Origin of the sequence: Agrobacterium sp. LY4, from assembly GCF_001526585.1 — a bacterium.
GTDB lineage: Bacteria > Pseudomonadota > Alphaproteobacteria > Rhizobiales > Rhizobiaceae > Agrobacterium > Agrobacterium leguminum.
In genome coordinates this window covers 49,231-72,082 of the sequence record NZ_ASYA01000011.1, presented here as the reverse complement: position 1 = coordinate 72,082, position 22,852 = coordinate 49,231, and the positions used below count along the sequence as shown (strand labels likewise).

Below are 22,852 nucleotides of genomic sequence, written 5' to 3'. Positions count from 1 at the left end.
ATGAAATCCGTAGAAGTCCGCCTGGAAAGACTGACCAAGCATTACAGCGGTCAGGTCGTCGCCGTCGATGATGTTTCGCTTACCGTCAAGGCAGGGGAAATCCTGGCGCTTCTCGGCCCGAGCGGCTGCGGGAAAACGACCTGCCTGCGCATGATTGCGGGGCTTGTCGATCCTACCTCGGGTGAAATCGTGGTCGGCGGCAAGCCGACCACGCGCACCCCGGTTCACCGCCGCAATGTTGGCATGCTTTTCCAGAACTACGCCCTGTTTCCCCACATGACCGTTGCCGAAAATGTCGCCTTCGGTCTGGAGATGCGGGGCATCTCGAAGGCTGACCGGGAAGGGCGCGTTAAACAGGCGCTCGATCTCGTTCAGCTGCACGCCTTCGGCGACAGGCTGCCGGTGCAGCTTTCCGGCGGCCAGCAGCAGCGTGTGGCGCTGGCGCGCGCGCTGGTGATCGAGCCTTCGATGCTGCTCCTCGACGAGCCGCTCGGGGCACTCGACAAGGGGCTGAGGGAAAGCATGCAGGTCGAGATCCGCAGCCTGCAGCAGCGGCTTGGCCTCACCACGATCATGGTGACCCACGATCAGGACGAGGCACTGACCATGGCTGACCAGATTGCCGTGATGCGGGATGGCAATCTCGAGCAGATCGCCCCGGCCGGCGAAATCTACCAGAAGCCGCTGACCCGCTTCGTCGCCGGTTTCATCGGCGCCTCGAACTTCTTCGAGGCGAGCGTGGCGGAGCGCAGTGGTCGCTCCGCAAGGCTGGTCACCGGTTCGGGCGTGCGGCTCGATGTCGAGGATATGGGGGCGGTTCAGGGCGACAAGGTCGTCGTAACCGTTCGCCCCGAAGCGATCTCGGTCTCACCGCTTGCGGTGGACGCAGGTGAAAACGCCAGCAATTCCACCACGGCGCGGGTGGAGCAGGTCGTCTATCGCGGCTTCATGCTGCATTATTACCTGCGTCTGGACAATGGCGAGCCGATGATCGCCTACCGGCAGACCCAGACGGAAGGTTTCACCAATGCCGTCAGCGCCGCTGGCGACCGGGTGAGACTGAGCTGGACGAGCGACAGCAATCACGTGATCCAGCTGAATTGATGATTTCGCGGCCGGGTCGCTCGGGCGGCCCGGCTGGCGACGGATCGAAATCCGTGTCGTATTCCATAGCCGACAAAATTATGGCACCGCGCTCCTGACCTGGAATGCGGTGCCGTAATTTTTTGTGCTTCAGAATATGAGACGTATGCCGCTTCAGCCGACGACTTCGCGAGCCGGCACGACGGTGCCGCCACAGGCTTCCACTTCGCTGCGTACCGTGCGCGCAAGCTCCAGCGAGCCGGGCGTATCGCTGTGGACGAGGATCGATCTGGCGCGAACGGGGATGGTCTCGCCCTCAATGGTCGTGACCGTGCCTTTTTCCAGAAACTGGCGCACCCGCGCGCGGACTTTTCCCTCTTCCTTGATGACGGAATTTGGCAGCGTGCGTGGCACGAGCTGGCCCTTCACATCATAAGCCCGGTCGGCGAGAAAGAGGTTGAGCACTTTCAGCCCGCAATCCAGAGCCGCCTTTTCGATCAGCATGTCCGGCATCGAAAAGACGATGAGATTGGGGTCGACCGCTTTGATCTTTTTCATGATCCGCTCCGCAAGCGCCGCATCGCGGTTGATCATGTTGCCCATGGCGGCATGGAAGCTGATATGGGAGAGCGCGACATCCTGCGCTTTCGCAATCGCCGAGAGCGCGCCGAGCTGGTAGAGAACCTGTTGTTCCATTTCTTCCGCATCGACGGGAATTTCGCGGCGGCCGAAGCCGAGACGGTCGGCAAGGCCGGGATGGGCGCCGACGCCGACGCCGTTCTGTTTGGCGAGACGCACCATGCGCGCCATCATTTCCGGATCGCCGGCATGGAAGCCACAGGCGATATTCGCCGAAGAGACGACTTCCATAAGCTTCTCGTCGTCGCAGACCTTATAGACGCCGAAACCTTCGCCCATATCGGAATTAACATCGATCTTCATGGTTCCCTCTCCGTGTTCTTCAGGATTATCGTCTTGCGAGCGTGCCGAGTGCGGCGGTGACCAGCGGCAGGGTTTTGCGGATATCGGCGAAATAGGCGTCGATCGCCTGTTCGACTTCCAGCGCCTCGCGCACTGTTGCCTGCACGAAGCGGATGCGACTGCCGATGCGCGCCTGTCCGAGCCGCCAAAGATCGCTGTCGATAATACCCGCCATCTTGGGATAACCGCCGGCCGTGTTGGCGTCACTCATCTGGATGATTGGCTCACCGCCCGGCGGCACCTGAACCACACCCGGAATGACGCCATAGGAGCGCAACTCGACGGGAGCCGAAAGCATAAGTGGCGTGCCGGCAAGCCGGTAGCCGGTGCGGTCGCTCTGCGAGGTGATTTTCCAGGCTTCGGACCAGAAACGTTCCGCACCTTCGCCAAAAAGATCGTGTTCGGCGGCGGGAATGGCTCTCAGCAGCAATTCGCCACTGTCGGATACCGGAAACATGTCCGGCATCGCCTCGGCAAGCGGCATGACACCGAGGCCGCTTGCCGGCAGCGCCAGTGGTGCGGATGGCAGAACGGACAGCCTGTCGCCCGTGGTGAGGTGGCGTCCCTCATGGCCGCCGAAGGAGCCGCGAAGCGAGGTGCTTCGTGATCCCATGACCACGGGGACGTCTATGCCGCCCTGAAGGCAGAGATAGGCGCGCGCATTTTTCATGGGCGTCGAAAGCTCAAGGGTTTGCCCCTTCTCGGCTCTAACGCACCAGTAGGGCGGCAGATCGGCACCATTGAGCCGGGCGGCGCAATCCGCACCGGTTACGGCGAAGGTCAGCGCCTCTTCGAATTCGATGCGGAACGGAAAGGTCTGGATTTCAATCGCGGCGGCCTCTTCGCCATTGCCGACGAGAACATTGCCGACCCTGAGCGCGATGGGGTCCATCGCGCCCGTGGCGGTGATGCCGATATTGCGGTAACCCGCGCGGCCGAGATCCTGGACGGTGTTCAGCGGTCCGCAGGCAAGAATATGGATCATAGTTCGATCCTTTCGGGAAGGAAACGAACACGGTCGCCGGGCGCCAGCACCGCCGGCTGTTCGGCGGTGGCGTCGAACATGGTGATTTCGGTGAAACCCAGCGAGTTCCAGCCATTCGGTCCGGTCAGAACCGAGATGCCGGATTGCATGCCGCCAATCGTCACCATGCCCTTCAGCATGCGCAGTGAAGGGACTTTCTTGCGGGGCATGAAAATGCGCGGATCGAGACCGCCGAGATAACCGAAGCCCGGCGCGCTGCCGACGGCGAAAACCGTATAGGTCCGCTCGAAATGCAGGCGCACGACTTCCTTGTCCGGCAGGCCGGAATAATCGCAGATTGCCGCAAGGTCGATGGCGTGTTCACCGCCATAGGTGGTCGGCACTTCGATGGTCTTGCCCAGAAGATCGAGTTCCGCCGTCCTTTGCCAGATGTCGAGAAGCTCATCTTGCAAACGCCCGGCATCTTCAGGCGTGCTGCGCAGCACGATCAGGAGGTTGGTCATGCCGGGTATGAGTTCCAGCACCTCGGGGCGGTCCTTCAATGCGCGCGTCAGCGCCCAGATGCGCCGCTGGGCGGGCAGGTCCAGCTCGCCGGGTGCTTCGATCAGAAACGTCTTGTTGCCGATCATCGAGATTTTCGGCAGGCCCAGATGGGCGGGGGTGAGGTGGGGCGTTTTCAGCGGGAGGTTGCTCATCGACGTCACCATCATGTTTCGGTCTTGAAAAGGGTGGAGCCATAGCCGACAAGCGCGCTGGCTTCCGTCACGATTTCGCTGACGGTGCCGGCTTTTTTGGCAATGACCGGAACAAGCACGGGTCCGGCCGCGACGAATGCGACGATCTCGCCTTTCGCTACGGATTGTCCTGTCTGAACCGCCCGGTCGGGGCGCTGCGGATGCGCGGGTGTGAAGATGCCGGCCATCGGTGCACGCGCAAGAATATCCCCCGCCTTTACCGGCGCTTTGGCCGCTTCAATGGGCCGCTGTGCGGCAGGTGCCTGACCGCCTGCCATGGCGACGATCTTCAATGATCCATCCGGCGTCTCTATTTCAATGGCGGAGACATTGTTGCGCTCGAGGTGAGCGGCAAGATCGGCAATCGTGCCGGGCTCGCTGTAGCGGGATATGGAAACAGGCTGTCGCTTCACTTTGCACTCCGCGCTGCAAGCCAATGCTCGAGGTAATGAATATCCGTGCCGCCTTCGGAAAAGGCCGGGTCCTGCAATATTTCCCGATGCAGCGGCAGGTTGGTGGAAACGCCTTCGATGCGCATTTCGCCAAGTGCGCGCCGCATGCGCAGGATCGCCTGTTCGCGGGTCGGCGCATGGACGATGAGCTTGGCGATCAGCGAATCGTAATGGGCCGAAACCCGATAACCCGCCGTCACATGGGTATCGACGCGAACGCCGGGGCCGCCCGGTAGGTGAAGCGCCGTGATCAGGCCGGGGCAGGGGATGAAGTTGTAAGGGTCTTCGGCATTGATGCGGCATTCGATCGAATGACCTTCGCAGACGATATCCTCCTGCGAAATCTCGAGCGGATGGCCGAGAGCGACGAGAAGCTGCTGGCGCACCAGATCCACGCCCGAGGTCATTTCCGTGACCGGATGTTCGACCTGCAGGCGGGTATTCATCTCGATGAAATAAAATTCACCATTCTCGTAAAGAAACTCGAAGGTGCCGACCCCGCGATAACCGATCTGGCGGCAGGCTTCGACGCAGCGATTGCCGACGAAAGCCGCGACATCGGACGGGATGCCGATGGCCGGACCTTCTTCGATGACCTTCTGGTGGCGGCGCTGCATGGAACAATCGCGCAGCCCCACCCAGACCCCGCCGCCCTGACCATCGCAGAGAACCTGAATTTCCACATGGCGCGGATGTTCGAGGAATTTCTCGATATAGAGTTCCGGCGTTCCGAAGGCTCGGCTCGCTTCTTCACGCGTGACGAGAACGGCATCCTGAAGAGCAGAGGCCTCGTGCACGACACGCATGCCGCGCCCGCCGCCGCCGCCGGCCGCCTTGACGATGACGGGATAGCCGATTTCGGCGGCGATTTTCGAGACTTCGACCATGTCATCCGGCAGGGCGGAATCGGGTCCGGGAACGCAGGGCACGCCGGCCTCCATCATCGCCCGCTTCGCCGCGATCTTGTCGCCCATGGTGCGGATGGCGTCGGCGCGTGGGCCGATGAAGACCGCCCCCGCCGCCTCCACGGCTTCTGAAAAAGACGCTCTTTCGGACAGAAAACCATAACCGGGGTGAACCGCGCCAGCGCCGGTCAGCTCCATCGCAAGCAGTATGGCCGGCGCGTTGAGATAGCTCTGGCCGGGAGAGGCCGGGCCGATGCAGATGGCGGTATCGGCCGCTTTCAGATAGTCGGCATCCTTATCGGCTTCCGAATAGATCATGACGGTCTTCAGGCCGAGTTCATGGCAGGCGCGCTGAACCCGCAATGCGATCTCGCCGCGATTGGCGATCAGCACGCTGTCGAATGTTCTTGACTCAGCCACCTTTGGGAGTGTCGCATCCATCATTCGAACTCCAGCACCGGCTGTCCAAGTTCGACGTCTTCGCCGTCATTGGCGACAAATCTGGCGATCCTGCCGCTTCGTTCGGCCCTCACGGTGTTGAACACTTTCATCGCCTCGATGATGAAGAGTTCCTGCCCTTCCTTCACCTCGTCGCCGGCTTCGGCGAAAGGCGCCGCGCCCGGGCTCGGGGCGCGATGGAAAAGGCCGAATGAGGGTGCCGCGACGATGCCGGATGACGCCGGTGCGGCTGCGGCGGATGCCGGCGCCTTTTCTTCGGCGCGGGGTGTCTCGGATGCCGTTTCCGCTACCGCAACGGGCCGGGGCTGCGACGATGACGCCTGCGGTGAAACGGCATTGTTTTCGCGGATGATCCGGACCGTGGTTCCCTCCTGGCTCACGGTCAATTCGGACACTCGCGAAGAGCCGACGAACTCGATCAGTTTCTTGATCTTTTCCAGATCCATATTGGTTTCCAACGTCTTTTTTGTCCCCACGGCGGCAGGCGGGCGGAGCGGAATCCGCACCCTGTCCATCAGCAATAGCTACCATGGGGGCGGGATTGATGGGGTCAGACGAAGTTCCTATGGACACTGCTTTGCGGTTTGATATCCCGCCGCCGCGTGATGAAACGGTTCAAAGACGTCCGAAGGAACGAACCATGGATTCCCGCAAAGGCATTCTCCTCAAAATCTCCGCAGCGCTCGCTCTGGTACTGATGGGTGCCTGCATCAGCAGCCTCAGGGGCGAAATACCCATCGGGCAGGTGGTCTTTTTCAGATCGGCGGTGGCCATGCTGCCGCTTTGTCTGTGGATGGCGGCGCAGGGCGGTTTCCGAAGACAGGTGGCAACCAGCCATATTGGCGGCCATCTGGTGCGGAGTTTTTCTGGCACCGGCGGCATGGTCTTCAGCTATCTGGCGCTCGCCTATATTCCGCTGGCCGACGCGACGGCCATCAGTTACGCGACACCGCTCTTCACTGTCATCTGGCGGTGTTGCTTTTGAAGGAAGTCGTCAGGATTTACCGCTGGACGGCGGTGGTCGTCGGGCTCTGCGGCATCGTGCTGATCCTGTCGCCGCATTTTTCCTTCGATGTTTCGGATGTCGCTTCCGGCTCCGGCGTCGCCATGCTCGGCGGCCTGTTCGGTCTGGCGGCTGCTTTTTTCTCCGCCATATCGATGATCCAGATCCGGCATTTGACGCAGACGGAAAATACCGGCGCAATCATCTTCTATTTCACCCTGCTTACAACACTCATCGGCTTTGCCAGCATCGGCATGGGTTGGAAAATGCCGACCGCGTGGCAATGGACCCTGCTGATCGGCACCGGTCTTATTGGCGGTATCGCGCAGATATTGGTGACGCTCAGCCTGCGTTATGCCGAGGCCTCGCTGCTGGCGCCGTTCGATTACACCACGATGATCTGGGCGCTGTTGATCGGTTATGCCTTCATGGATCAGGTTCCGGCCCTGACGACCATTTTGGGGGCTTCTATCGTGGTTGCCGCCGGTTTGTTCACGCTGTGGCGGGAAAGGCGGCTGCACAAAAAGCGTGTCACCGAACAGCTGACGCTGTCGGCTCCCTGACAGCCTGTTTCGCTAGCCGGTTTTCGCGCCACATGGCGAAAAGCCCGGCGGCGATGACCGTCAAGGCGCCAATAATGGTCGCACCCGTCGGCACTTCGGCCATGAAGAGATAACCGAGGGCGATTGCCCAGATCATCGTGGTGTAATCGAACGGCGCGAGCAGCGAGGCCTGGGCGTGGCGCAGGCTGAGCGTCATGGCGATCTGGCCGATGCCGCCGGCAAGGCCCCCGCCGGCGAGCAGCAGGAACTGGTGAAAATCCGGCATCTTCCATCCAAATCCGAGCGTGGCGAGACCGGCCACCACACCCGTCAGCGTATAGATGAGCACGATGCGCGACGGCTTTTCGATGCTGTTCAGATGGCGGACGGCGATGGAGGAAAAGGCCGCGCACAGCGCACCGGTCAGCGCCAGTGCGGTTCCGATCATCGCGACGCTGTCGATTTGGGCGGGGCCTGAGGCGGCATCGAAGACCAGTTTCGGCGAGAGCGTGATGAAAACGCCGATGAAACCGGTCAGCACGGCGGACCAGCGATATATCCGCACTTTTTCGCCAAGCAGCAGCGCTGCCAGCATGATGGTGAAAAGCGGTGTCGTGTAGCTCAGCACCGTCACATTCACCAGCGGCAGATAGGCGAGCGCCAGAAAGCCGAAGAACATGCCGCCAAGCCCCGCCGAGCTGCCCGCGAGCAGGCTGCCGATGTTCTTTGTGGCCGGCACGGTTATCCGCTCCGAGGAGGCGATGAACCAGAGACAGAGGGGAATGAGGGCAAAAAATCCCCGGCAGAAGACGACTTCGCCGACGGGGATCGCCCCGTTCAGGCCCTTCACGCAGGCGGACATGACTGTGAATGCCAGCATGGCCGTCAGCTTGAGCAAAATTCCGGTCTTAGGATTCATCCCGCTCCCCATCGCAGCCAGGACCGTGTCATGGGGAAGACATTGAGAAAAGCCTTAGCCGGCTGTCATAAGAATCTTGTCTTACCCCATCACTCCCCTGAAGACCGGCAGGACCACCGGACGGCGCTTTTCCCCTAGGCCCCCGCGGTGATTTGGTGTCATGATCGCATCTCGAACCGGCGGGAGGTTTAAGCGGGCATGTTGGATTTGCGCAGGCTGCGATATCTGGTCGCGATTGCCGATTGCGGCTCCATGTCGGCGGCGGCGCGGCAATTGGGGATCGCCCAGCCGGCGCTCAGCCATCACATTACGGAACTGGAGCGGCTGGTGGGTTTTCCCGTGCTGCACCGGCTGGCGCGCGGCGTGAAGGCGACGGAAAAGGGTGAAGTCCTGCTCTCCCACGCGCGGGAGATTACCGAGAAGGTGCGGCAGGCGGAGGCGGAAATCCGGGCCATGGCCTATCTGGATGAGCGGGTGATCCGGCTGAGCCTCATTCCCTCCTGGGCGACCGCCTTTGCGCCGAGCATCATCAGCGAGGTTGCCGCTTCGATGTCCAAGGTTTCGTTGCGGCTGATAGAGGCGCGCAATGACGAATCCCTGCGGCTCATTCGTCTTGGCAAGGTGGATATGGCCGTTGCGCTGGTCGGTGCGGAGGACAAGGCCGACGATCTTATCGTCAAGGAGAGCCTGTTTGCCGTTTCTTCAAGGCCTATCGGCCGGTCGATGCCGCTTGAGGCTGCGGCAGGGCTCAACCTGATCCTGCCACCGAAGGACAATCCGCTACGCATATCGATCGACGAGGCCGCTGTCCGTGCCGGAATAACACTGAACGTGACCATGGAGATCGACGGGCAGGATACGATCAAGCGCGCCGTCAGCGCCGGCATCGGTGCGACGATCCTGTCATGGAATTCGGTGCAGCAGGAGCAGGAAGCCGGTCAGCTTCAGGCCGCCCATATTACCGAGCCCGTCATTTATCGCTCCATCCATCTGCTGAAGGGCAGGGAGGTGGATGAGCGAACGTTCAGGCTGTTCCGCGACCTTTTGCGGGCTGTCGCAAGACGCGAGCCGGCATTTAACCCATAAACGATCTGTATGGGTAAATTGAAAACTCGGTATTTGTATTGTTGATGGCTTCTTCCTAGCCTCCCCGGTGAAAGCGTATCGGGGAGGAAAAGATATGCGTTTGAAGACATCTCTGTTTGGCATGCTGGCGGTGGCGGGAATGCTGGCTGCGGGAGGGGCGGCGGCGGAATATCCGGAGCGGCCGGTAACGCTCGTCATCGGTTATCCGGCCGGCGGCGGCACCGATATCCAGTCGCGGGCGCTGGTGCCCTATCTTGAAAAATATCTCGGCACATCCGTTGTGGTGGAAAACCGCGAAGGCGCCGGTGGGTTGATCGGCGCGACCTATATCGCCAATGCGAAGCCTGACGGTTACACCATCGGAGCGCTGAATTTCCCGTCCATGTATTCGCCGATCGTGCAGGGCAATGCTAGCTACAAGGAGGACGCCTTCACGCCGCTCGCAAACCAGATCGGCGGCGATCTGGCGCTGACGGTCAACAAGGTGTCGCCGATCAAGACCGCCAAGGAATTCGTGGAGGCGGCCAAGGGTAACCCGGTCGTCGTTGGCGTGACGGGCATCGGTCATCCGAGCCAGATCACCGCGCTGCTGTTTGAAGAAGCGGCGGGCGTGAAGCTCAATTTCGTGCCCTTCAATGGTGGCGGGCCGGCACGGCTTGCCATGCTCGGCAACCATGTGACGCTCGGTTTCATGAATCTCAACGAGGTCTTTGCCGACAATCGTTCCGGCGCGCTGCGTGTGCTGGCGACCTCCGGTGCCGAGCGTTCGCCGCTTTCGCCTGATGTGCCGACTTTCAAGGAAGCCGGCTACAATGTTCAGTTCAGCCTGCTGGCGGGCTTCGGCGCGCCGAAGGGTTTGCCGGCGGATGTGGAGGCCAGGCTGGTCGATGCCTTCCAGAAGGCGCTGAAGGACCCGGATTATCTTGCCGATGCCAAAAAGCGTGAGTTGACGATGCTGCCGCTGACACAGGCCGAATTTGCCGAGGCGCTCAAGAAGGGCAACGCCAATCTGGCCGAGCTCTGGAAAAGCAAGCCCTGGACAAAATAAGTGGCCGGTACCGACCGCTTCTCTCATCCCCAATGAAAATTGACGCTTGGGCCGCGCTTGGCCCAGGCATGACCCACTGTTGAAAGGAATCCGGCCCATGGCCCATGTCATCCGCAATTTCCAGCGCCCTTCCAGAGCCGATATCGAGGCGATCGGCAAATTCAGCCCCGCCACCATTCACGAGGCACAGGGCAAGCTCGGCGCTCTCGATTATCGCATCAAGCCGATCAAGCCCGGCCTGAAAATCTGCGGCCCGGCAATCACCGCGAAATGCCATATCGGCGATAATCTGATGATCTTCGAGGCCATCAATCTGGCAAAGCCCGGCGATGTGCTGGTCATCGATGGCGGCGACAACCCCAATCAGGGCGGCTTCGGCGATGTGCTGGCTGCCGCCTGCATCGGCAAGGGCATTGTCGGTTTCGTGGTCAGCGCCGCCGTGCGTGATGGCAAGGGGCTGCGTGAGATCGGTTTCCCGGTGTTCTCGCTCGGCCTTTGCATGAAGGGCACCTCCAAGGACACGCTAGGCACCATCAACCATCCGGTCGTGGTCGGAGGGGAACTGATCAGCCCCGGCGATATCGTCTGCGGCGATGATGACGGCGTCGTCGTCGTTCGCGAGAAGGATATCCCTAAACTCGTCAAGGCCTGCCAGGAGCGTGACGACCACGAGAACCACATGATGGAGCTGCACCGGCAGGGCAAGATGGATATCGAGGATCGTTACGACATGATGCGCTCAAAGGGATGTGTCTGGGCCGATTGAGCCGGTGTTTCGACATGTGAATACGCCGTGTCGGGAGGCACGGCGTATTCCTCGATGAGGAGGGGAGATAATCATGGCCGAAAACGGCTCGAAACTAACGGCGAATATTCTGTCGGGGGCCTTCTTTCTGGCGGCCGCCGCCGGGCTTTATTATGGCGCGCGGCCGCTGAGCATGGGCACCAATTTCCAGCCCGGACCCGGCTATATGCCAACGGTCATAGCGGCTTTGATGTTCGCGCTGGGTATCGCGCTGCTTTTGCAGGATTTGCTGGGAAAGGCACCGTCCGAAGCCTGGGTGGCGCCGAAAATGCGTCCGTTTCTGGCGGTGGCTGGTATTGCCGGCTTTGCGCTGCTGATCGAGCCATTGGGCTTTATCGCGGCGGCCTTCGTCCTCATCGTGCTCGCCTGCATCGCTTATGGCAGGATCCGGCTGGTTGAGGTTCTGCTGCTTTCCGCCGTGCTCATCCTCGCCTGCATTCTCATTTTCGTTGTGGGCCTCGGACAGAGGATATCGTTGCTGCCATGACCGATCTTCTTTCCAATATCGTTCTCGGTTTTGGCGTGGCCGTCACACCCGTCAATCTTTTCTATTGCCTGCTGGGTGTCACGCTCGGCACGATGATCGGTATCCTGCCGGGCATCGGCCCTTCCGCTACCGTCGCACTGCTTCTGCCCATTACCTACACCATGCCGGATACGGCGGCGCTGATCATGCTCGCGGGCATTTTTTATGGCGCGCAATATGGCGGCTCGACCACGGCGATCCTCGTCAATCTGCCGGGCGAATCCTCATCCGTCGTCACCTGCATCGATGGATATGCCATGGCCCGGCAGGGCAGGGCGGGTGTGGCGCTGGCAACGGCGGCGCTCGGGTCGTTTTTCGCCGGCACGGTGGCGACCGTTCTGATCGTCGTTGTCGCAAAGCCGCTTTCGGCCATTGCGCTTGCCTTCGGCCCGGCCGATTATTTCAGTCTGGTGATCTTCGGGCTGCTGTTTGCCGTGTTCCTGTCGAGCGGATCGCCGGTCAAGGCGGTCGGCATGGTCGCCTTCGGCATTGCACTCAGCCTCGTCGGCATCGATCCGACATCGGGCGAGCAGCGTTTCACCTTCGGCATGGCGGAATTGTTTGACGGCATCGATTTTGTCGTTCTCGCCATCGGGCTTCTCGGCGTCAGCGAAATTCTCTTCAACCTGCAGCAGGGCGTGGAGCGCGATGCGGGTGCGGCAAAGACCGGATCGCTGATGCCGACCCGGCAGGATTTCAAGCAGGCCTTTCCGGCCGTGCTGCGCGGCACGGCGCTCGGTTCTTTCCTCGGCGTTCTGCCCGGCGGCGGTGCGATCATGAGTTCGTTCGCGAGTTATGCGCTGGAACGCAAGATCGCCAAGGATCCATCCCGTTTCGGCAAGGGCGCAATCGAAGGGCTGGCGGGGCCGGAAAGCGCCAACAATGCCGGCGCGCAGACCTCCTTCATTCCGCTTCTGACGCTTGGCATTCCCGCCAACGGCCTGATGGCGTTGATGGTCGGCGCGATGATGATCCAGGGCATCACACCGGGACCGGAAGTCATGCAATCGCGACCCGATCTCTTCTGGGGGCTTATCGCCAGCATGTGGGTGGGCAATCTTTTGCTGCTGGTGCTGAACCTGCCGCTCATCAGCATCTGGGTCCGCCTTCTCGGCATTCCCTATCGCTTTTTGTGCCCCGCCATTCTGATGTTCTGCGCCATCGGGGCCTATGGCCTGTCCTACAGTGTCGTGGATGTTCTGTTCTGCGCGGTCTTCGGCATTGTCGGCTTCTTCCTGCGCAAGATCGGCTGCGAGCCGGCGCCGCTGGTGTTGGGCTTCGTTCTCGGTCCGCTTCTGGAGCAGAACATGCGCCTTGGGCTGTTGATCTCGCAGGGAAGTTTCTCGACATTCGTCACCCATCCGATCAGCGCCACCCTGCTCGCCTTGTCCGGCATGGTCGTCATCATGATGGCGATGCCGGCGATCATGCGCCGTCGCGAGGTGGTGTTTCAGGGTGATGACGAATGACGATCAATCGAGCCGGCGTTGCCGGCCAAACAAAGGTGAAACATGCATATTCTGATAATCGGCGCGGCCGGAATGATCGGTCGCAAATTGACGCAGCGCCTCGCTTCTGACGGAACGCTTGGCGGCGTGAAGATTACCGAAATGACCCTGACGGATGTTTTCGAACCGGCCGCGCCGAAAGGCTTCGGCGGTAAGCTGACCATCGAGCGCAGCGATCTTTCGAATGTCGGCGTCGCCGAAAAGCTGATCGCCAAGCGACCGGATGTGATCTTCAACCTCGCCGCTGTGGTTTCGGGCGAGGCGGAGGCCGATTTCGAGAAAGGCTATCGCATCAATCTCGATGGCGGACGTTCACCGTTCGAGGCTATTCGTCTGGAGCATCAGAAGGACGGATATCGGCCGCGTGTGGTCTTCTGCTCGTCGCTCGCCGTGTTCGGATCGCCATTCCCCAAGGTGATCGGCGACGAGTTCCTGCCCGCACCGCTAACCAGCTACGGCACGCAGAAGGCGATCGTGGAACTGTTGCTTGCGGATTATAGCCGTCGCGGTTTCTTCGATGGCGTCAGCATCCGCCTGCCCACCATCTGCATCCGCCCCGGCAAGCCGAATGCGGCCGCCTCCGGCTTCTTCTCCAATATTCTGCGCGAACCGCTGGTGGGCCAGGAGGCGGTGCTGCCCGTTGCCGATACCGTGCGCCACTGGTTCGCCAGCCCGCGTTCGGCCGTCGCCTTCCTGCTGCGCGCCGCGAGTGTCGATCTCTCCGGGCTTGGCGTTCGCCGCAATCTCATCATGCCGGGGCTTTCGGCCACGGTGGCCGATGAAATCGAGGCCCTGCGCGCCTTTGCCGGGGAAAAGGCTGTGGCGCTTATCAAACGCGTTCCCGACGAGCGGATCATCCGTATCGTCGACGGCTGGGCCGAGGATTACGATCCGCAGCTCGCCCTGTCGCTCGGCTTCAGGGCGGAAACGTCGTTTGCCGAAATCATTCAGGCGCATGTGGAAGATGAGCTGGAAGGGAAAGCAGCATGAGTGATGGAAAGATCGCGCTCGTCACGGGCGGAGGAACAGGAGTCGGCAAGGCGATTGCCGAGGCGCTTCTTGAAGATGGTTACAGCGTTGCGATCACCGGGCGGCGGCGTGACGTTCTGGACGCCGCCGTCGGCGAATGGCGCGAACATGGAGACCGTGTTCTGGCCGTCGCGGCCGATATTTCCGTTCCGGCCGATGTCGAACGGCTGTTTGCGGAGGTCACCGGACGTTTCGGCCGTCTCGACCTTCTGGTCAACAATGCCGGCATGTCGGCACCGGCTGTCCATATCGAGGATGTGCCATTCGAAACCTGGAACGCGGTGGTCGGGGCCAATCTCACGGGCGCCTTTCTCTGCACCCAGGCGGCGTTTCGCCAGATGAAGGCGCAATCGCCGCAGGGCGGGCGCATCATCAATAACGGCTCGATTTCGGCCACCACGCCGCGGCCGCGTTCGGCGCCCTATACCGCGACCAAACACGCGATTACCGGCCTTACCAAGTCGGCCGCGCTGGATGGCAGGGCATTCAACATCGCCTGCGGGCAGATCGATATCGGCAATGCCAGCACCGAAATGACGCGCGCCATGGCGACCGGCGTGTTGCAGGCGGATGGCAGCACCGCCGTCGAACCGACCATCGATGCCAGCATCGTCGCCCGGGCCGTGGTGCATATGGCCTCGCTGCCGCTCGAGGCGAATGTGCTGACCATGACAGTTATAGCGAGCGGCATGCCTTTCGTCGGTCGCGGCTAAGGAGCGCGCATGAAGCCCGATCTTCTGCAAACCTACCCGCTTCAGCCACAGATAGAAGCCGAGCTGCAAAAGCGCTTCCGGGTCCACCGCTGGCACGAAATATCCGACAAACAGGCGTTTCTGCAGGCGGAGGCGGCTTCGATAAAGGCTGTCGTCACCGGCGGTCATATCGGCCTCGCCCCTGATCTCGCCGCCTGCCTGCCCGCTCTCGAAATCGTCGCCATCAACGGTGTCGGTTTCGACAAGGTCGATCTCGATCAGGCTCGCGCGCGCGGCTTCAGGGTGACGAACACACCGGACGTGCTGACCGAGGACGTCGCCGATCTCGCCATCGGCCTTTCCATCATGCTGCTGCGCCAGCTCGTCAGCGCGGATCACCATGTCCGCTCGGGGGAATGGAAAAAAGCCGAGATGCCGCTTGGCAACAAGGCCTCGCGGCGGCGTTACGGAATTTACGGACTTGGCCGCATAGGCCGCGCCATCGCGGCGCGGCTGGAAGCCTTCGACGCGGAGATTTCCTATTTCAGCCGGCGGAAACAGGACGTGGCCTATGGCTATCATTCAACGGCAGTGTCGCTCGCAAGCGCCTGCGATGTCCTGATCGTCGCGGCGGCGGCGACGCCGGAGACCAGACACGCGATCAACCGCGAGGTGCTGGCGGCGCTGGGGCCGGACGGCGTGCTCGTCAACGTCGCCAGAGGATCGCTGGTGGATGAAAAGGCGCTGGTCGATATTCTGATGGCAGGCGGGCTGAAGGGTGCGGCGCTCGATGTCTTCGAGAACGAGCCGCATGTTCCCGAAGCGCTGATCGCCATGCGCAATGTCGTTCTCGCCCCGCATATCGGCGCTGCGACCCATGAGACGCGGCTTCAGATGGGCGCTCTGGTTCTCGCCAATCTGGAGGCGCATTTCGCGGGACAGGACCTGCCGACGGCGGTGGTCTAGAATGTGCCGGTGGCCGGCACGGGGAACATATGCCCTGCCGGCCGGATTGCCGCATCGCTGAAAGTGGTGCAATCGCCATCCATACAAGTTGCTTATTACTCCAAAAAAAATCGGTCTTAGGCAAGCGATGAAAGCTTCACTAATGTTTGCTCAACGATAGGGGACAAACATGCCATTCTCAGACTACAAGACTGCACTCGTAACCGGCGCATCTTCCGGAATTGGCGCCGCCGTCGTTGAGCGCCTTTGCCGCGAAGGGCTGGAAGTGCATGCGGTTGCCAGAAGCGCGGACGCTCTCAACAAGCTGGCGAAGCGCACAGGCTGTTTCGCCCATGCCATCGATGTGACGGACCGGCCGGCGCTTGCAAAGCTCACCAGTGAGATTGCGTTCGATGTCCTCGTGAACAATGCCGGCGTCGACCGCCCGAAGAAGTTTCTGGAAGCGGATGAGAGTGACATTGATCTCCTGATCGACGTGAACCTGCGCGCCGTGCTGCATCTGTGCCGCATGGTGGTGCCGGGCATGGTGGCGCGCGATCGCGGCCATGTCATCAACATCTCCTCCATTGCCGGCAATTATAATTTCGGCGGCAATTCCACCTATCACGCCAGCAAGGCCGGCGTGGCGATGCTGTCCAACCAGCTGCGTATCGATGCTTTCGGTAAACGCGTGCGGGTGACGGAAATCTGCCCCGGCCGTGTCGCGACCGACATTTTCAACCATGTACACGGCGATGATCCGAGCATTCGCGAACGTTTCATCGATGGTTTCGAATTGCCGCAGGCTTCCGATATCGCCGATGCGATTGCGTTTGCCATCGCCGCACCCGTGGCCATGAATATCGGCCACATGGAAATTACCCCGACGCTTCAGGTCATGGGCGGGTTGCAGACGGCCAAGCCCCAAACGGTTGAAAATCGGCCGGCTGAAAAGGTCGCGGCGGGCGGAGCCGGAGGAAAAGTCGCGTGAGCGGTTTTGACCTCGGCGCAATCTTGAACAATGCGGACTATGTCTCGATGCTTTTGCATGGCATCCAGATGACGTTCATCATCTATGCCGGCTCATGGCTGCTCGCGATGTCGCTCGCCATCGTGCTTCTCGCCATCCGCCTCTCGCCCTTCCGCTTCGGCGATCCGCTGGTGGCGGCCTATGTGTCCTATCACCGCAACGTGCCGACGCTGGTGCAGCTGATGCTCTGGTATTTCGGCGTCTTCACGCTGCTGCCGAGCGGGTTGGCCAGCTGGCTTTCCAGCCACAATGCGGAAGCGATCTTCGCCATTATCGGCCTCGGTCTCTGTCAGGCCGCCTATTTCAGCGAGGATCTGCGTTCGGGCGTTCGCTCGATCAATCCCGGCCAGATGGAGGCGGCGCGTGCACTCGGGCATAGCTATGTCTCGGCCATGCGGTTCGTCATCATGCCGCAGGGCGTTCGCAACGCGCTGCCGCCGCTCATCAACCACAGCACCTCGCTTTTCAAGAACAGCAGTCTCGGCGTTCTGATCGGCGCACCGGAACTGACCCATGCGGTCAAGGAAGTCGAAAATCTGAGTTTCCGGACGTTTGAGGTCTATCTGGTCGCCACCGTGCTTTATCTGTTCTTCTCGCTGCTGATCATGGGTCTCGGAGCCTATATCTCCATGCGTGCCGATCCTTTGAGGAGGGCACGCGCATGATCCACGACATGATCGCAATCATCCAGGATTACTGGTTGCTGCTCCTGATCGGCCAATATCCTAACGGCCCGCTCGGCGGCCTTGCCAACACGCTCATCCTGTCGGCGCTCAGCATTGCGCTCGCCTTTCCCGTCAGCATCCTGATGGCGCTGGCGCGGCTGTCGAAATGGCGGGCCCTGCGCTGGCCGGTGACCGCGGTGGTCTATTTTACCCGTGGCGTGCCGCTGCTGATGCTCATTCTCTGGAGCTATTTTCTCGTTCCGCTCTGGACCGGCGCCGATGTGCCGAGCTTCGTGACGATGCTGACCACGCTCGTCATCTATCAGGGTGCTTTCATGAGCGAAGTCGTCCGCGCCGGCATCGTATCGCTGGGCACGGGGCAGATGGATGCGGCACGCGCGCTCGGCCACGGTTATTTCGGTGCAATGCGTTATGTCATCCTGCCGCAGGCGCTCTACAACATGATCCCGAGCCTGATCTCGACTTTCGTATCCACCATCAAGGATACGACGCTCGGTTACGTCATCAATGTGCCGGACCTGACCTTTGCGGCAAACCAGGTGAACAACCAGCTTCTGACCCAGCCCTTCCAGGTCTTCCTCATTCTGGCGCTGGTTTATTACATCATCTGCTGGTCGCTCACCCATGTCGCCAATCTTCTCGAGCGGCGTATCGCCCGCCGCCGGGCCGGCCCGCGCGGCAAGCTTGCCGCAGACACGGCACCGGCCCCCGCCAATATCGCTACGGAGCAGCTATGACCGCGCCAGTTTCCGCCACTCAGGACTACACCATCACGCTTTCGCAGGTCTGCAAAAGCTATGGCGACTATCAGGTGCTCAAGGATGTCAACGAAAACGTCACCCGTGGCGAGGTCGTGGTCATCTGCGGGCCGTCGGGCTCCGGCAAGTCCACCCTCATCCGCACGATCAACCGTCTGGAAGAGATCAGCAGCGGTTCGATCATGCTGGATGGCAGGAACATCCATGCCCAGATGCGCGCAAAGGAGCTGAACGCGCTGCGCAGCCGTGTGGGCTTCGTCTTCCAGAGCTTCAACCTCTTCCCGCATCTTTCGGTGGTGGAGAATGTCTCCATGTCGCCGATCCGGGTGAAGGGCGTTTCTCCGGCCGTCGCCCATGATAAGGCGCTGAAGCTTCTCGATCGCGTCGGCCTTGCCGATAAGGCCGGTTCCTATCCCGCCCAGCTTTCCGGCGGTCAGCAGCAGCGCGTCGCCATCGCGCGGGCGCTCGCCATGGAACCGCCGGTCATGCTGTTCGACGAGCCGACCTCAGCGCTCGATCCGGAAATGGTCGGCGAAGTGCTCGCGGTCATGAAGAGCCTCGCCGCCGAAGGCATGACCATGCTCTGCGTCACCCATGAAATGGGCTTTGCCCGGGAAGTGGCCGACCGCATCTGGTTCATCGATGCCGGGCGCATTCTCGAAACCGCAAAACCGGACGAGTTTTTCAAAAATCCGCAACATCCGCGTGCCCAGCGGTTTCTTGCCGATCTGAGACACTAGACCCAACCTCTATAATAACGGGAGAACTGAAATGAACTGGAAGTGCATTACTCTTACCGCCATATTGGCAACCTCGGCTGCGGTCATTCCGGCCAAGGCCGACCAGCTCGACACGATCATTGCCAACAAGACGCTGCGTTGCGCGACATTCGCCGATGTGCCGCCTTTCGCCTCGCCGGACCCGAAGACCCGCGAAATGGCCGGCTTCGACGTCGATCTGTGCGGCGCCATCGCCAAGGAACTCGGCGTCAAGGCGGAGGTCAAGCCGGTGTCGGTCGAAGCGCGCGTTCCCGAAGTCAAGCTCGGCCGCGTCGACCTCTCGGTCGCCAACCTCGCTTACACCCAGAGCCGCGCCGAACAGATCCAGTTCAGCGATCCATATTACCTGGCTAAGGAAATGCTGATCGTTCCGGTTGACGACCCCGGCACCAAAAAGTCCGACTTCGTCGGCCAGCGCATCGCGTCCAGCAAGGGCTCGACATCGGAACTTTCCGTCAAGCTCAACAAGTCCGAGCCGCTGACGTTCCAGGATACGGCATCCGCCTATCTCGCCGTCCAGCAGGGCAAGGCGCGCGGCATTGTCGGCAACACCATGACGATGACCAAGTTCGTCAATGAATCCAAGACCAAGGGCAAGCAGATGCGCATGATCGAAGAGCCGATGCTCTTCCAGCCCATCGGCATCGGCATGGCCAAGGACAACCCGGCGCTGACCGCGAAGATCAACGAAATCCTGCGCAAGCTCGATGCGGATGGCGAAATCAACCGCATCTGGGACAAGTGGCTTGGCCCGAACACCGAATACAAGATGACACGCACCGACAAGGTCGTGCCTCTGTCCGAACTGAAGTTCGACCCGATCCCCTGAGCTTCGGCTCAGCCTCGGCAATTTCCAACTCTTCAACACTATCGGTCGGCGAGACGCTCTCGCCGACAGCTTCAACGTGGGAGGTTTTCATGATCCACATTAAAGATATCGCGCAGCGTCCGGCCAAGGCGGATGTCGACGCCCTTGCCAAATTCTCTCCCGCCACGATCCATGAGGCACAGGGACGCCGCGGCGCATTGTCTTCGCGGCTGAAGCCGGTCGATTATCGCATGAAGCTTTGCGGCCCGGCCTTCACGGTCAAATGCGCGCCGCGTGACAACATCATGCTGCAGCTGGCCATCAACTATGCCAAGCCGGGTGACATCATCGTCGTTTCCGCCGGCGAATATGAAGAAGCAGGCTCCTTCGGCGACGTGCTCGCCAATGCCTGCCTTGCAAAAGGCATCGGCGGCCTGGTAACGGATACCGGCGTGCGCGACACGCTGCAGCTGCGGGACCTCGGCTTTCCGGTCTTCTCGCTCAGCGTTTGCATCAAGGGCACGGTCAAGGAGACCATTGCTGCGGTCAACGATCAGGTGATCGTCGGCGGCGAGATCATCAATCCGGGCGATATCATCGTCGGCGACGCCGACGGTCTCGTCGTCGTCAGGCGCGAGGAAGCGCAGGAAGCGGCCAAGCTTTCGCAGGCCCGCGAAGACGCCGAGGCCGGATACATCGAAGCCTACAAGCAGGGCAAGTCGGTGATCGAGGTCAGCAAGCTCGAGCCGGTTCTGAAAGCCAAGGGCCTCGTGGTCGATATCTGAGAAAATCTAGGGAAAGGGCGTGGCGGCAATTGCCGCCACGCCGAACCCTCATGGGAGGAGAGACTATGAAAGCGGTTGTCATCCACGCGGCGAAGGATCTGCGGATCGAGGAACGGGAGACCGAGCAGCCCGGCCCGGGGCAGGTTGATGTCGCCATCGAAGCGGGTGGCATCTGCGGCTCCGATCTGCATTATTACAATCATGGCGGCTTCGGCACCGTGCGCGTGCGGGAGCCGATGATCCTCGGCCATGAGGTGGCCGGCACCATCAAGGCTTTGGGAGAGGGTGTCTCCGGCCTCGCCGTTGGCGACCGCGTTGCCGTATCGCCGAGCCGGCCCTGCAACCATTGCGAATTCTGCCTGAAGGGCCAGCAGAACCAGTGCCTGAACATGCGTTTTTATGGCTCCGCCATGCCCATGCCGCATATTCAGGGCGCGTTTCGTCAGCGTCTCGTCGCCGAGGCCTATCAGTGCCACAAGGTGCGGGATGGCATCTCCATTCATGAAGCTGCCATGGCCGAACCCTTCGCGGTAACGCTGCATGGCGTCAACCGCGCCGGTGCCTTGACCGACAAACGCGTTCTGGTCACCGGCTGTGGGCCGATCGGCGCGCTTGCCATCATCGCCGCCCGCGCCCATGGCGCCCGGGAAATCGTCGCAACCGATGTCATGGATGCGGTTCTGCAAAAGGCGCTCGCCATCGGAGCCGACCGTGTCATCAACGTCGCCAGCGAGGCCGATGCGCTCTCTGCCTATTCGGCAAACAAGGGTTATTTCGATGTGCAATTCGAGGCGTCCGGAAATGAAAGAGCCGTCCGTTCGGGTCTCGAAGCACTGAAACCGCGTTCCACCGTGGTTCAGCTCGGTCTTGGCGGCGATGTGTCCATTCCGCAGAATATGGTGGTTGCCAAGGAAATCGAGATGAAGGGCACCTTCCGGTTCCATGAGGAATTCGGACTTGCCGTCGATTTCATCAACCAGCGCCGTGTCGACCTGAAGCCCCTGCTGACTGGAACCTTTCCGCTAGAAGAGGCAGTTGCGGCATTCGAAGCCGCCGGCGACCGAAGCAGGTCGATGAAGGTTCAACTCGCCTTTTAACGGGTGCCGATATCTGATTTCGAAACGGCCGCAGGAAGATTCCGATTGCGGCCGTTTATATGTGGTTGAAAGATCATTCGGGCCTTGGCCGGACAAAGCGCTGTTCCAGAACCTCGCTTCCCCACTGGCTGCCCGGATGTTCCTCGACGCATGCGAAACCATGGGCTTCATAAAGGTGCCGTGCGGCCAAGAGGCCGTTGAATGTCCAGAGATGGGTTTCGGCAAAGCCTTTTTGATCGACGAATGCCAGTGCGGTTTCCAGCAGCCTGCGTCCGACACCGCCACCGCGCACCCCGTCATCAACGATGAACCAGCGCAGATGCGCAATATCCGCTCCGAGATCTTCGCCATCGATAGCGACGGAGCCGATGATCTCCTGTCCGCGCATTGCGACCCAGATCGCATTCTTCGGGCTTTCGAGCCGATTGCAAAAAGCGGCGAGGCCTTCGGCGACAACGGATTCGAAGCGTTGGCCGAAGCCGGATGTCCGGGCGTAGTAGAGCGCATGCATCTGTGTGATCCGGGCAATGATGCCCGGCCTGTATCCCTCCAGGATCTCTATGGAGGGAGTAACGGCATCGGTCCTGTCTCCCAGCGCATCGGCGTAAAGACGAAGCCCCTGGAGGATCGTGTCGGCATCCGCCGACGTAAGCTGCGTCAGGGCGCCGGAAACTTGCCGGTTCGCGAAGCCATGAATGGCGCCCACTTGTTCTTGTCCCTGACCCGTAAGACGCAGCCGCTTGATACGGCTGTCCCCTTCATCCGTTTCTTCGCAAACATCGCCCGAGAGGACGAGCTTGCGCAACATGCGGCTGACACTCGATTTTTCAAGCCGCAGAAGTTTTCCCAGATCCCGCGCCGTGATGTCGGGGCGCGCCTCGATCTCGATCAGGGCATGCACGGCCGAGGGCGGCAGATCGGTGCCGGCAAAGTCTCCCCCCATGAAGCCGAGTTCGCGGACGAGCCGGCGGGAGGTGGAACGGATATCGTTTATGGGGAAGGGCTGTTGGGGCACGTTCAATCCATTATGGTTGCATCATGCAACCATAACCATATTCCGCTTGACTTGCCAAGATTGCTCCCGATGTAAAAGGTTGGTTTTCTCGGCAAAAGCGGGCAATCTGCTCTTCCGGTCGCCGACAATGGCGGCTAAACCGATATTATCGGCAAGATGGATATTCGCTGAGATCGCGCGGCGCGACTTTAC

Annotated in this window: 26 protein-coding genes; 18 read left to right on the top strand and 8 right to left on the bottom strand. The window is 60.9% G+C overall.

The window, feature by feature from the left end; translation table 11 throughout:
• Nucleotides 1-1,104, top strand: coding sequence for an ABC transporter ATP-binding protein (locus L904_RS10615; protein WP_035264924.1), 1,104 nt, complete (start codon nucleotides 1-3; stop codon nucleotides 1,102-1,104).
• Nucleotides 1,105-1,257: 153 nt separating this feature from the next.
• Here the strand turns inward: L904_RS10615 and L904_RS10610 are convergent, their stop codons facing one another.
• From L904_RS10610 to accB, 6 genes are read right to left on the bottom strand one after another with little or no spacing between them, the layout of a single operon-like run.
• Nucleotides 1,258-2,025, bottom strand: a complete 768-nt coding sequence (locus tag L904_RS10610; RefSeq protein WP_035264922.1) for a 5-oxoprolinase subunit PxpA — start codon at nucleotides 2,023-2,025, stop codon at nucleotides 1,258-1,260.
• 25 nt (nucleotides 2,026-2,050) lie between these two features.
• Nucleotides 2,051-3,049 (bottom strand): biotin-dependent carboxyltransferase family protein, encoded by a 999-nt coding sequence (locus L904_RS10605; RefSeq protein WP_035264920.1) that lies wholly within the window; start codon nucleotides 3,047-3,049, stop codon nucleotides 2,051-2,053.
• Nucleotides 3,046-3,759: a 5-oxoprolinase subunit PxpB gene (gene pxpB, locus L904_RS10600; protein WP_035264918.1), complete on the bottom strand. Its 714-nt coding sequence runs from the start codon at nucleotides 3,757-3,759 to the stop codon at nucleotides 3,046-3,048. Before pxpB ends, L904_RS10605 begins: the two co-directional genes overlap by 4 nt.
• Nucleotides 3,756-4,196, bottom strand: coding sequence for a biotin/lipoyl-containing protein (locus L904_RS10595; protein WP_035264916.1), 441 nt, complete (start codon nucleotides 4,194-4,196; stop codon nucleotides 3,756-3,758). The genes pxpB and L904_RS10595 overlap by 4 nt, the downstream gene beginning before the upstream one ends.
• A complete protein-coding gene (gene accC / locus L904_RS10590) occupies nucleotides 4,193-5,584 on the bottom strand; it encodes an acetyl-CoA carboxylase biotin carboxylase subunit (RefSeq protein WP_051671943.1) in 1,392 nt (463 codons plus the stop codon). Before accC ends, L904_RS10595 begins: the two co-directional genes overlap by 4 nt.
• Nucleotides 5,581-6,045 carry an acetyl-CoA carboxylase biotin carboxyl carrier protein gene (gene accB / locus L904_RS10585; RefSeq protein WP_035264915.1) on the bottom strand — a complete coding sequence of 155 codons (465 nt, stop codon included), beginning with the start codon at nucleotides 6,043-6,045 and terminating at the stop codon, nucleotides 5,581-5,583. The genes accC and accB overlap by 4 nt, the downstream gene beginning before the upstream one ends.
• A gap of 194 nt (nucleotides 6,046-6,239) precedes the next feature.
• Between accB and L904_RS28355 the strand changes: the two genes are divergently transcribed.
• Both L904_RS28355 and L904_RS28350 read left to right on the top strand, forming a co-directional pair.
• A complete protein-coding gene (locus L904_RS28355; RefSeq protein ID WP_245303280.1) occupies nucleotides 6,240-6,584 on the top strand; it encodes an EamA family transporter in 345 nt (114 codons plus the stop codon).
• Nucleotides 6,581-7,165 carry a DMT family transporter gene (locus L904_RS28350; RefSeq protein WP_245303279.1) on the top strand — a complete coding sequence of 195 codons (585 nt, stop codon included), beginning with the start codon at nucleotides 6,581-6,583 and terminating at the stop codon, nucleotides 7,163-7,165. The genes L904_RS28355 and L904_RS28350 overlap by 4 nt, the downstream gene beginning before the upstream one ends.
• Here the strand turns inward: L904_RS28350 and L904_RS10575 are convergent.
• Nucleotides 7,134-8,063 carry a DMT family transporter gene (locus L904_RS10575; RefSeq protein ID WP_035264911.1) on the bottom strand — a complete coding sequence of 310 codons (930 nt, stop codon included), beginning with the start codon at nucleotides 8,061-8,063 and terminating at the stop codon, nucleotides 7,134-7,136. The two genes, L904_RS28350 and L904_RS10575, sit on opposite strands and share 32 nt — an antisense overlap.
• Nucleotides 8,064-8,261: 198 nt before the next feature.
• Here L904_RS10575 and L904_RS10570 point away from each other — a divergent pair, with 198 nt between their 5' ends.
• From L904_RS10570 to L904_RS10500, 15 genes are all read left to right on the top strand, one after another.
• Complete coding sequence (locus L904_RS10570; RefSeq protein WP_035264909.1) at nucleotides 8,262-9,149, top strand: LysR family transcriptional regulator; 888 nt, start codon at nucleotides 8,262-8,264, stop codon at nucleotides 9,147-9,149.
• Nucleotides 9,150-9,243: 94 nt separating this feature from the next.
• The gene (locus tag L904_RS10565) at nucleotides 9,244-10,197 is read left to right on the top strand and encodes a tripartite tricarboxylate transporter substrate binding protein (protein ID WP_035264907.1); all 954 of its coding nucleotides are present in this window, start codon (nucleotides 9,244-9,246) and stop codon (nucleotides 10,195-10,197) included.
• Between the two features lie 97 nt (nucleotides 10,198-10,294).
• Nucleotides 10,295-10,963, top strand: a complete 669-nt coding sequence (locus tag L904_RS10560) for a 4-carboxy-4-hydroxy-2-oxoadipate aldolase/oxaloacetate decarboxylase (RefSeq protein WP_035264905.1) — start codon at nucleotides 10,295-10,297, stop codon at nucleotides 10,961-10,963.
• Between the two features lie 73 nt (nucleotides 10,964-11,036).
• Entirely contained in the window at nucleotides 11,037-11,489 is a 453-nt protein-coding gene (locus L904_RS10555) for a tripartite tricarboxylate transporter TctB family protein (protein WP_035264901.1), read from the top strand.
• A complete protein-coding gene (locus tag L904_RS10550) occupies nucleotides 11,486-12,997 on the top strand; it encodes a tripartite tricarboxylate transporter permease (protein WP_035264897.1) in 1,512 nt (503 codons plus the stop codon). Before L904_RS10555 ends, L904_RS10550 begins: the two co-directional genes overlap by 4 nt.
• Nucleotides 12,998-13,039: 42 nt before the next feature.
• Complete coding sequence (gene denD, locus L904_RS10545; protein WP_035264895.1) at nucleotides 13,040-14,026, top strand: D-erythronate dehydrogenase; 987 nt, start codon at nucleotides 13,040-13,042, stop codon at nucleotides 14,024-14,026.
• Nucleotides 14,023-14,778, top strand: coding sequence for an SDR family oxidoreductase (locus L904_RS10540; protein ID WP_035264892.1), 756 nt, complete (start codon nucleotides 14,023-14,025; stop codon nucleotides 14,776-14,778). Before denD ends, L904_RS10540 begins: the two co-directional genes overlap by 4 nt.
• A gap of 9 nt (nucleotides 14,779-14,787) precedes the next feature.
• A complete protein-coding gene (locus L904_RS10535; protein ID WP_035264890.1) occupies nucleotides 14,788-15,723 on the top strand; it encodes a 2-hydroxyacid dehydrogenase in 936 nt (311 codons plus the stop codon).
• A gap of 169 nt (nucleotides 15,724-15,892) precedes the next feature.
• Nucleotides 15,893-16,693, top strand: coding sequence for an SDR family oxidoreductase (locus tag L904_RS10530; protein WP_035264888.1), 801 nt, complete (start codon nucleotides 15,893-15,895; stop codon nucleotides 16,691-16,693).
• A complete protein-coding gene (locus tag L904_RS10525; RefSeq protein ID WP_003519671.1) occupies nucleotides 16,690-17,397 on the top strand; it encodes an amino acid ABC transporter permease in 708 nt (235 codons plus the stop codon). Before L904_RS10530 ends, L904_RS10525 begins: the two co-directional genes overlap by 4 nt.
• Nucleotides 17,394-18,155, top strand: a complete 762-nt coding sequence (locus tag L904_RS10520) for an amino acid ABC transporter permease (RefSeq protein WP_035225052.1) — start codon at nucleotides 17,394-17,396, stop codon at nucleotides 18,153-18,155. Before L904_RS10525 ends, L904_RS10520 begins: the two co-directional genes overlap by 4 nt.
• The gene (locus tag L904_RS10515) at nucleotides 18,152-18,916 is read left to right on the top strand and encodes an amino acid ABC transporter ATP-binding protein (protein ID WP_035264886.1); all 765 of its coding nucleotides are present in this window, start codon (nucleotides 18,152-18,154) and stop codon (nucleotides 18,914-18,916) included. The genes L904_RS10520 and L904_RS10515 overlap by 4 nt, the downstream gene beginning before the upstream one ends.
• A gap of 31 nt (nucleotides 18,917-18,947) precedes the next feature.
• Nucleotides 18,948-19,784 (top strand): ABC transporter substrate-binding protein, encoded by an 837-nt coding sequence (locus tag L904_RS10510; RefSeq protein ID WP_035264884.1) that lies wholly within the window; start codon nucleotides 18,948-18,950, stop codon nucleotides 19,782-19,784.
• A gap of 89 nt (nucleotides 19,785-19,873) precedes the next feature.
• Nucleotides 19,874-20,548 (top strand): 4-carboxy-4-hydroxy-2-oxoadipate aldolase/oxaloacetate decarboxylase, encoded by a 675-nt coding sequence (locus L904_RS10505; RefSeq protein ID WP_003519667.1) that lies wholly within the window; start codon nucleotides 19,874-19,876, stop codon nucleotides 20,546-20,548.
• Between the two features lie 65 nt (nucleotides 20,549-20,613).
• Nucleotides 20,614-21,645, top strand: a complete 1,032-nt coding sequence (locus L904_RS10500) for an L-idonate 5-dehydrogenase (RefSeq protein WP_035264882.1) — start codon at nucleotides 20,614-20,616, stop codon at nucleotides 21,643-21,645.
• Between the two features lie 73 nt (nucleotides 21,646-21,718).
• Here the strand turns inward: L904_RS10500 and L904_RS10495 are convergent, their stop codons facing one another.
• On the bottom strand, nucleotides 21,719-22,660 hold the full coding sequence (locus tag L904_RS10495) for a bifunctional helix-turn-helix transcriptional regulator/GNAT family N-acetyltransferase (RefSeq protein ID WP_035265017.1): 942 nt from the start codon (nucleotides 22,658-22,660) through the stop codon (nucleotides 21,719-21,721).
• Nucleotides 22,661-22,852 lie beyond the last annotated feature (192 nt).

Bases quoted from the DNA above. Each gene is read 5' to 3' on its own strand.
- L904_RS10570 (WP_035264909.1), top strand. From the start codon at position 8,262: ATGTTGGATTTGCGCAGGCTGCGATATCTGGTCGCGATTGCCGATTGC.
- L904_RS10615 (WP_035264924.1), top strand. From the start codon at position 1: ATGAAATCCGTAGAAGTCCGCCTGGAAAGACTGACCAAGCATTACAGC.
- L904_RS10550 (WP_035264897.1), top strand. From the start codon at position 11,486: ATGACCGATCTTCTTTCCAATATCGTTCTCGGTTTTGGCGTGGCCGTC.
- L904_RS10515 (WP_035264886.1), top strand. From the start codon at position 18,152: ATGACCGCGCCAGTTTCCGCCACTCAGGACTACACCATCACGCTTTCG.
- L904_RS10510 (WP_035264884.1), top strand. From the start codon at position 18,948: ATGAACTGGAAGTGCATTACTCTTACCGCCATATTGGCAACCTCGGCT.
- L904_RS10500 (WP_035264882.1), top strand. From the start codon at position 20,614: ATGAAAGCGGTTGTCATCCACGCGGCGAAGGATCTGCGGATCGAGGAA.
- L904_RS10565 (WP_035264907.1), top strand. From the start codon at position 9,244: ATGCGTTTGAAGACATCTCTGTTTGGCATGCTGGCGGTGGCGGGAATG.
- L904_RS10540 (WP_035264892.1), top strand. From the start codon at position 14,023: ATGAGTGATGGAAAGATCGCGCTCGTCACGGGCGGAGGAACAGGAGTC.
- L904_RS10535 (WP_035264890.1), top strand. From the start codon at position 14,788: ATGAAGCCCGATCTTCTGCAAACCTACCCGCTTCAGCCACAGATAGAA.
- L904_RS10520 (WP_035225052.1), top strand. From the start codon at position 17,394: ATGATCCACGACATGATCGCAATCATCCAGGATTACTGGTTGCTGCTC.
- accC (WP_051671943.1), bottom strand. From the start codon at position 5,584: ATGATGGATGCGACACTCCCAAAGGTGGCTGAGTCAAGAACATTCGAC.
- L904_RS28355 (WP_245303280.1), top strand. From the start codon at position 6,240: ATGGATTCCCGCAAAGGCATTCTCCTCAAAATCTCCGCAGCGCTCGCT.
- L904_RS10530 (WP_035264888.1), top strand. From the start codon at position 15,893: ATGCCATTCTCAGACTACAAGACTGCACTCGTAACCGGCGCATCTTCC.
- accB (WP_035264915.1), bottom strand. From the start codon at position 6,045: ATGGATCTGGAAAAGATCAAGAAACTGATCGAGTTCGTCGGCTCTTCG.
- L904_RS10610 (WP_035264922.1), bottom strand. From the start codon at position 2,025: ATGAAGATCGATGTTAATTCCGATATGGGCGAAGGTTTCGGCGTCTAT.
- L904_RS10605 (WP_035264920.1), bottom strand. From the start codon at position 3,049: ATGATCCATATTCTTGCCTGCGGACCGCTGAACACCGTCCAGGATCTC.
- L904_RS10505 (WP_003519667.1), top strand. From the start codon at position 19,874: ATGATCCACATTAAAGATATCGCGCAGCGTCCGGCCAAGGCGGATGTC.
- denD (WP_035264895.1), top strand. From the start codon at position 13,040: ATGCATATTCTGATAATCGGCGCGGCCGGAATGATCGGTCGCAAATTG.
- pxpB (WP_035264918.1), bottom strand. From the start codon at position 3,759: ATGATGGTGACGTCGATGAGCAACCTCCCGCTGAAAACGCCCCACCTC.
- L904_RS10555 (WP_035264901.1), top strand. From the start codon at position 11,037: ATGGCCGAAAACGGCTCGAAACTAACGGCGAATATTCTGTCGGGGGCC.
- L904_RS10560 (WP_035264905.1), top strand. From the start codon at position 10,295: ATGGCCCATGTCATCCGCAATTTCCAGCGCCCTTCCAGAGCCGATATC.
- L904_RS10575 (WP_035264911.1), bottom strand. From the start codon at position 8,063: ATGAATCCTAAGACCGGAATTTTGCTCAAGCTGACGGCCATGCTGGCA.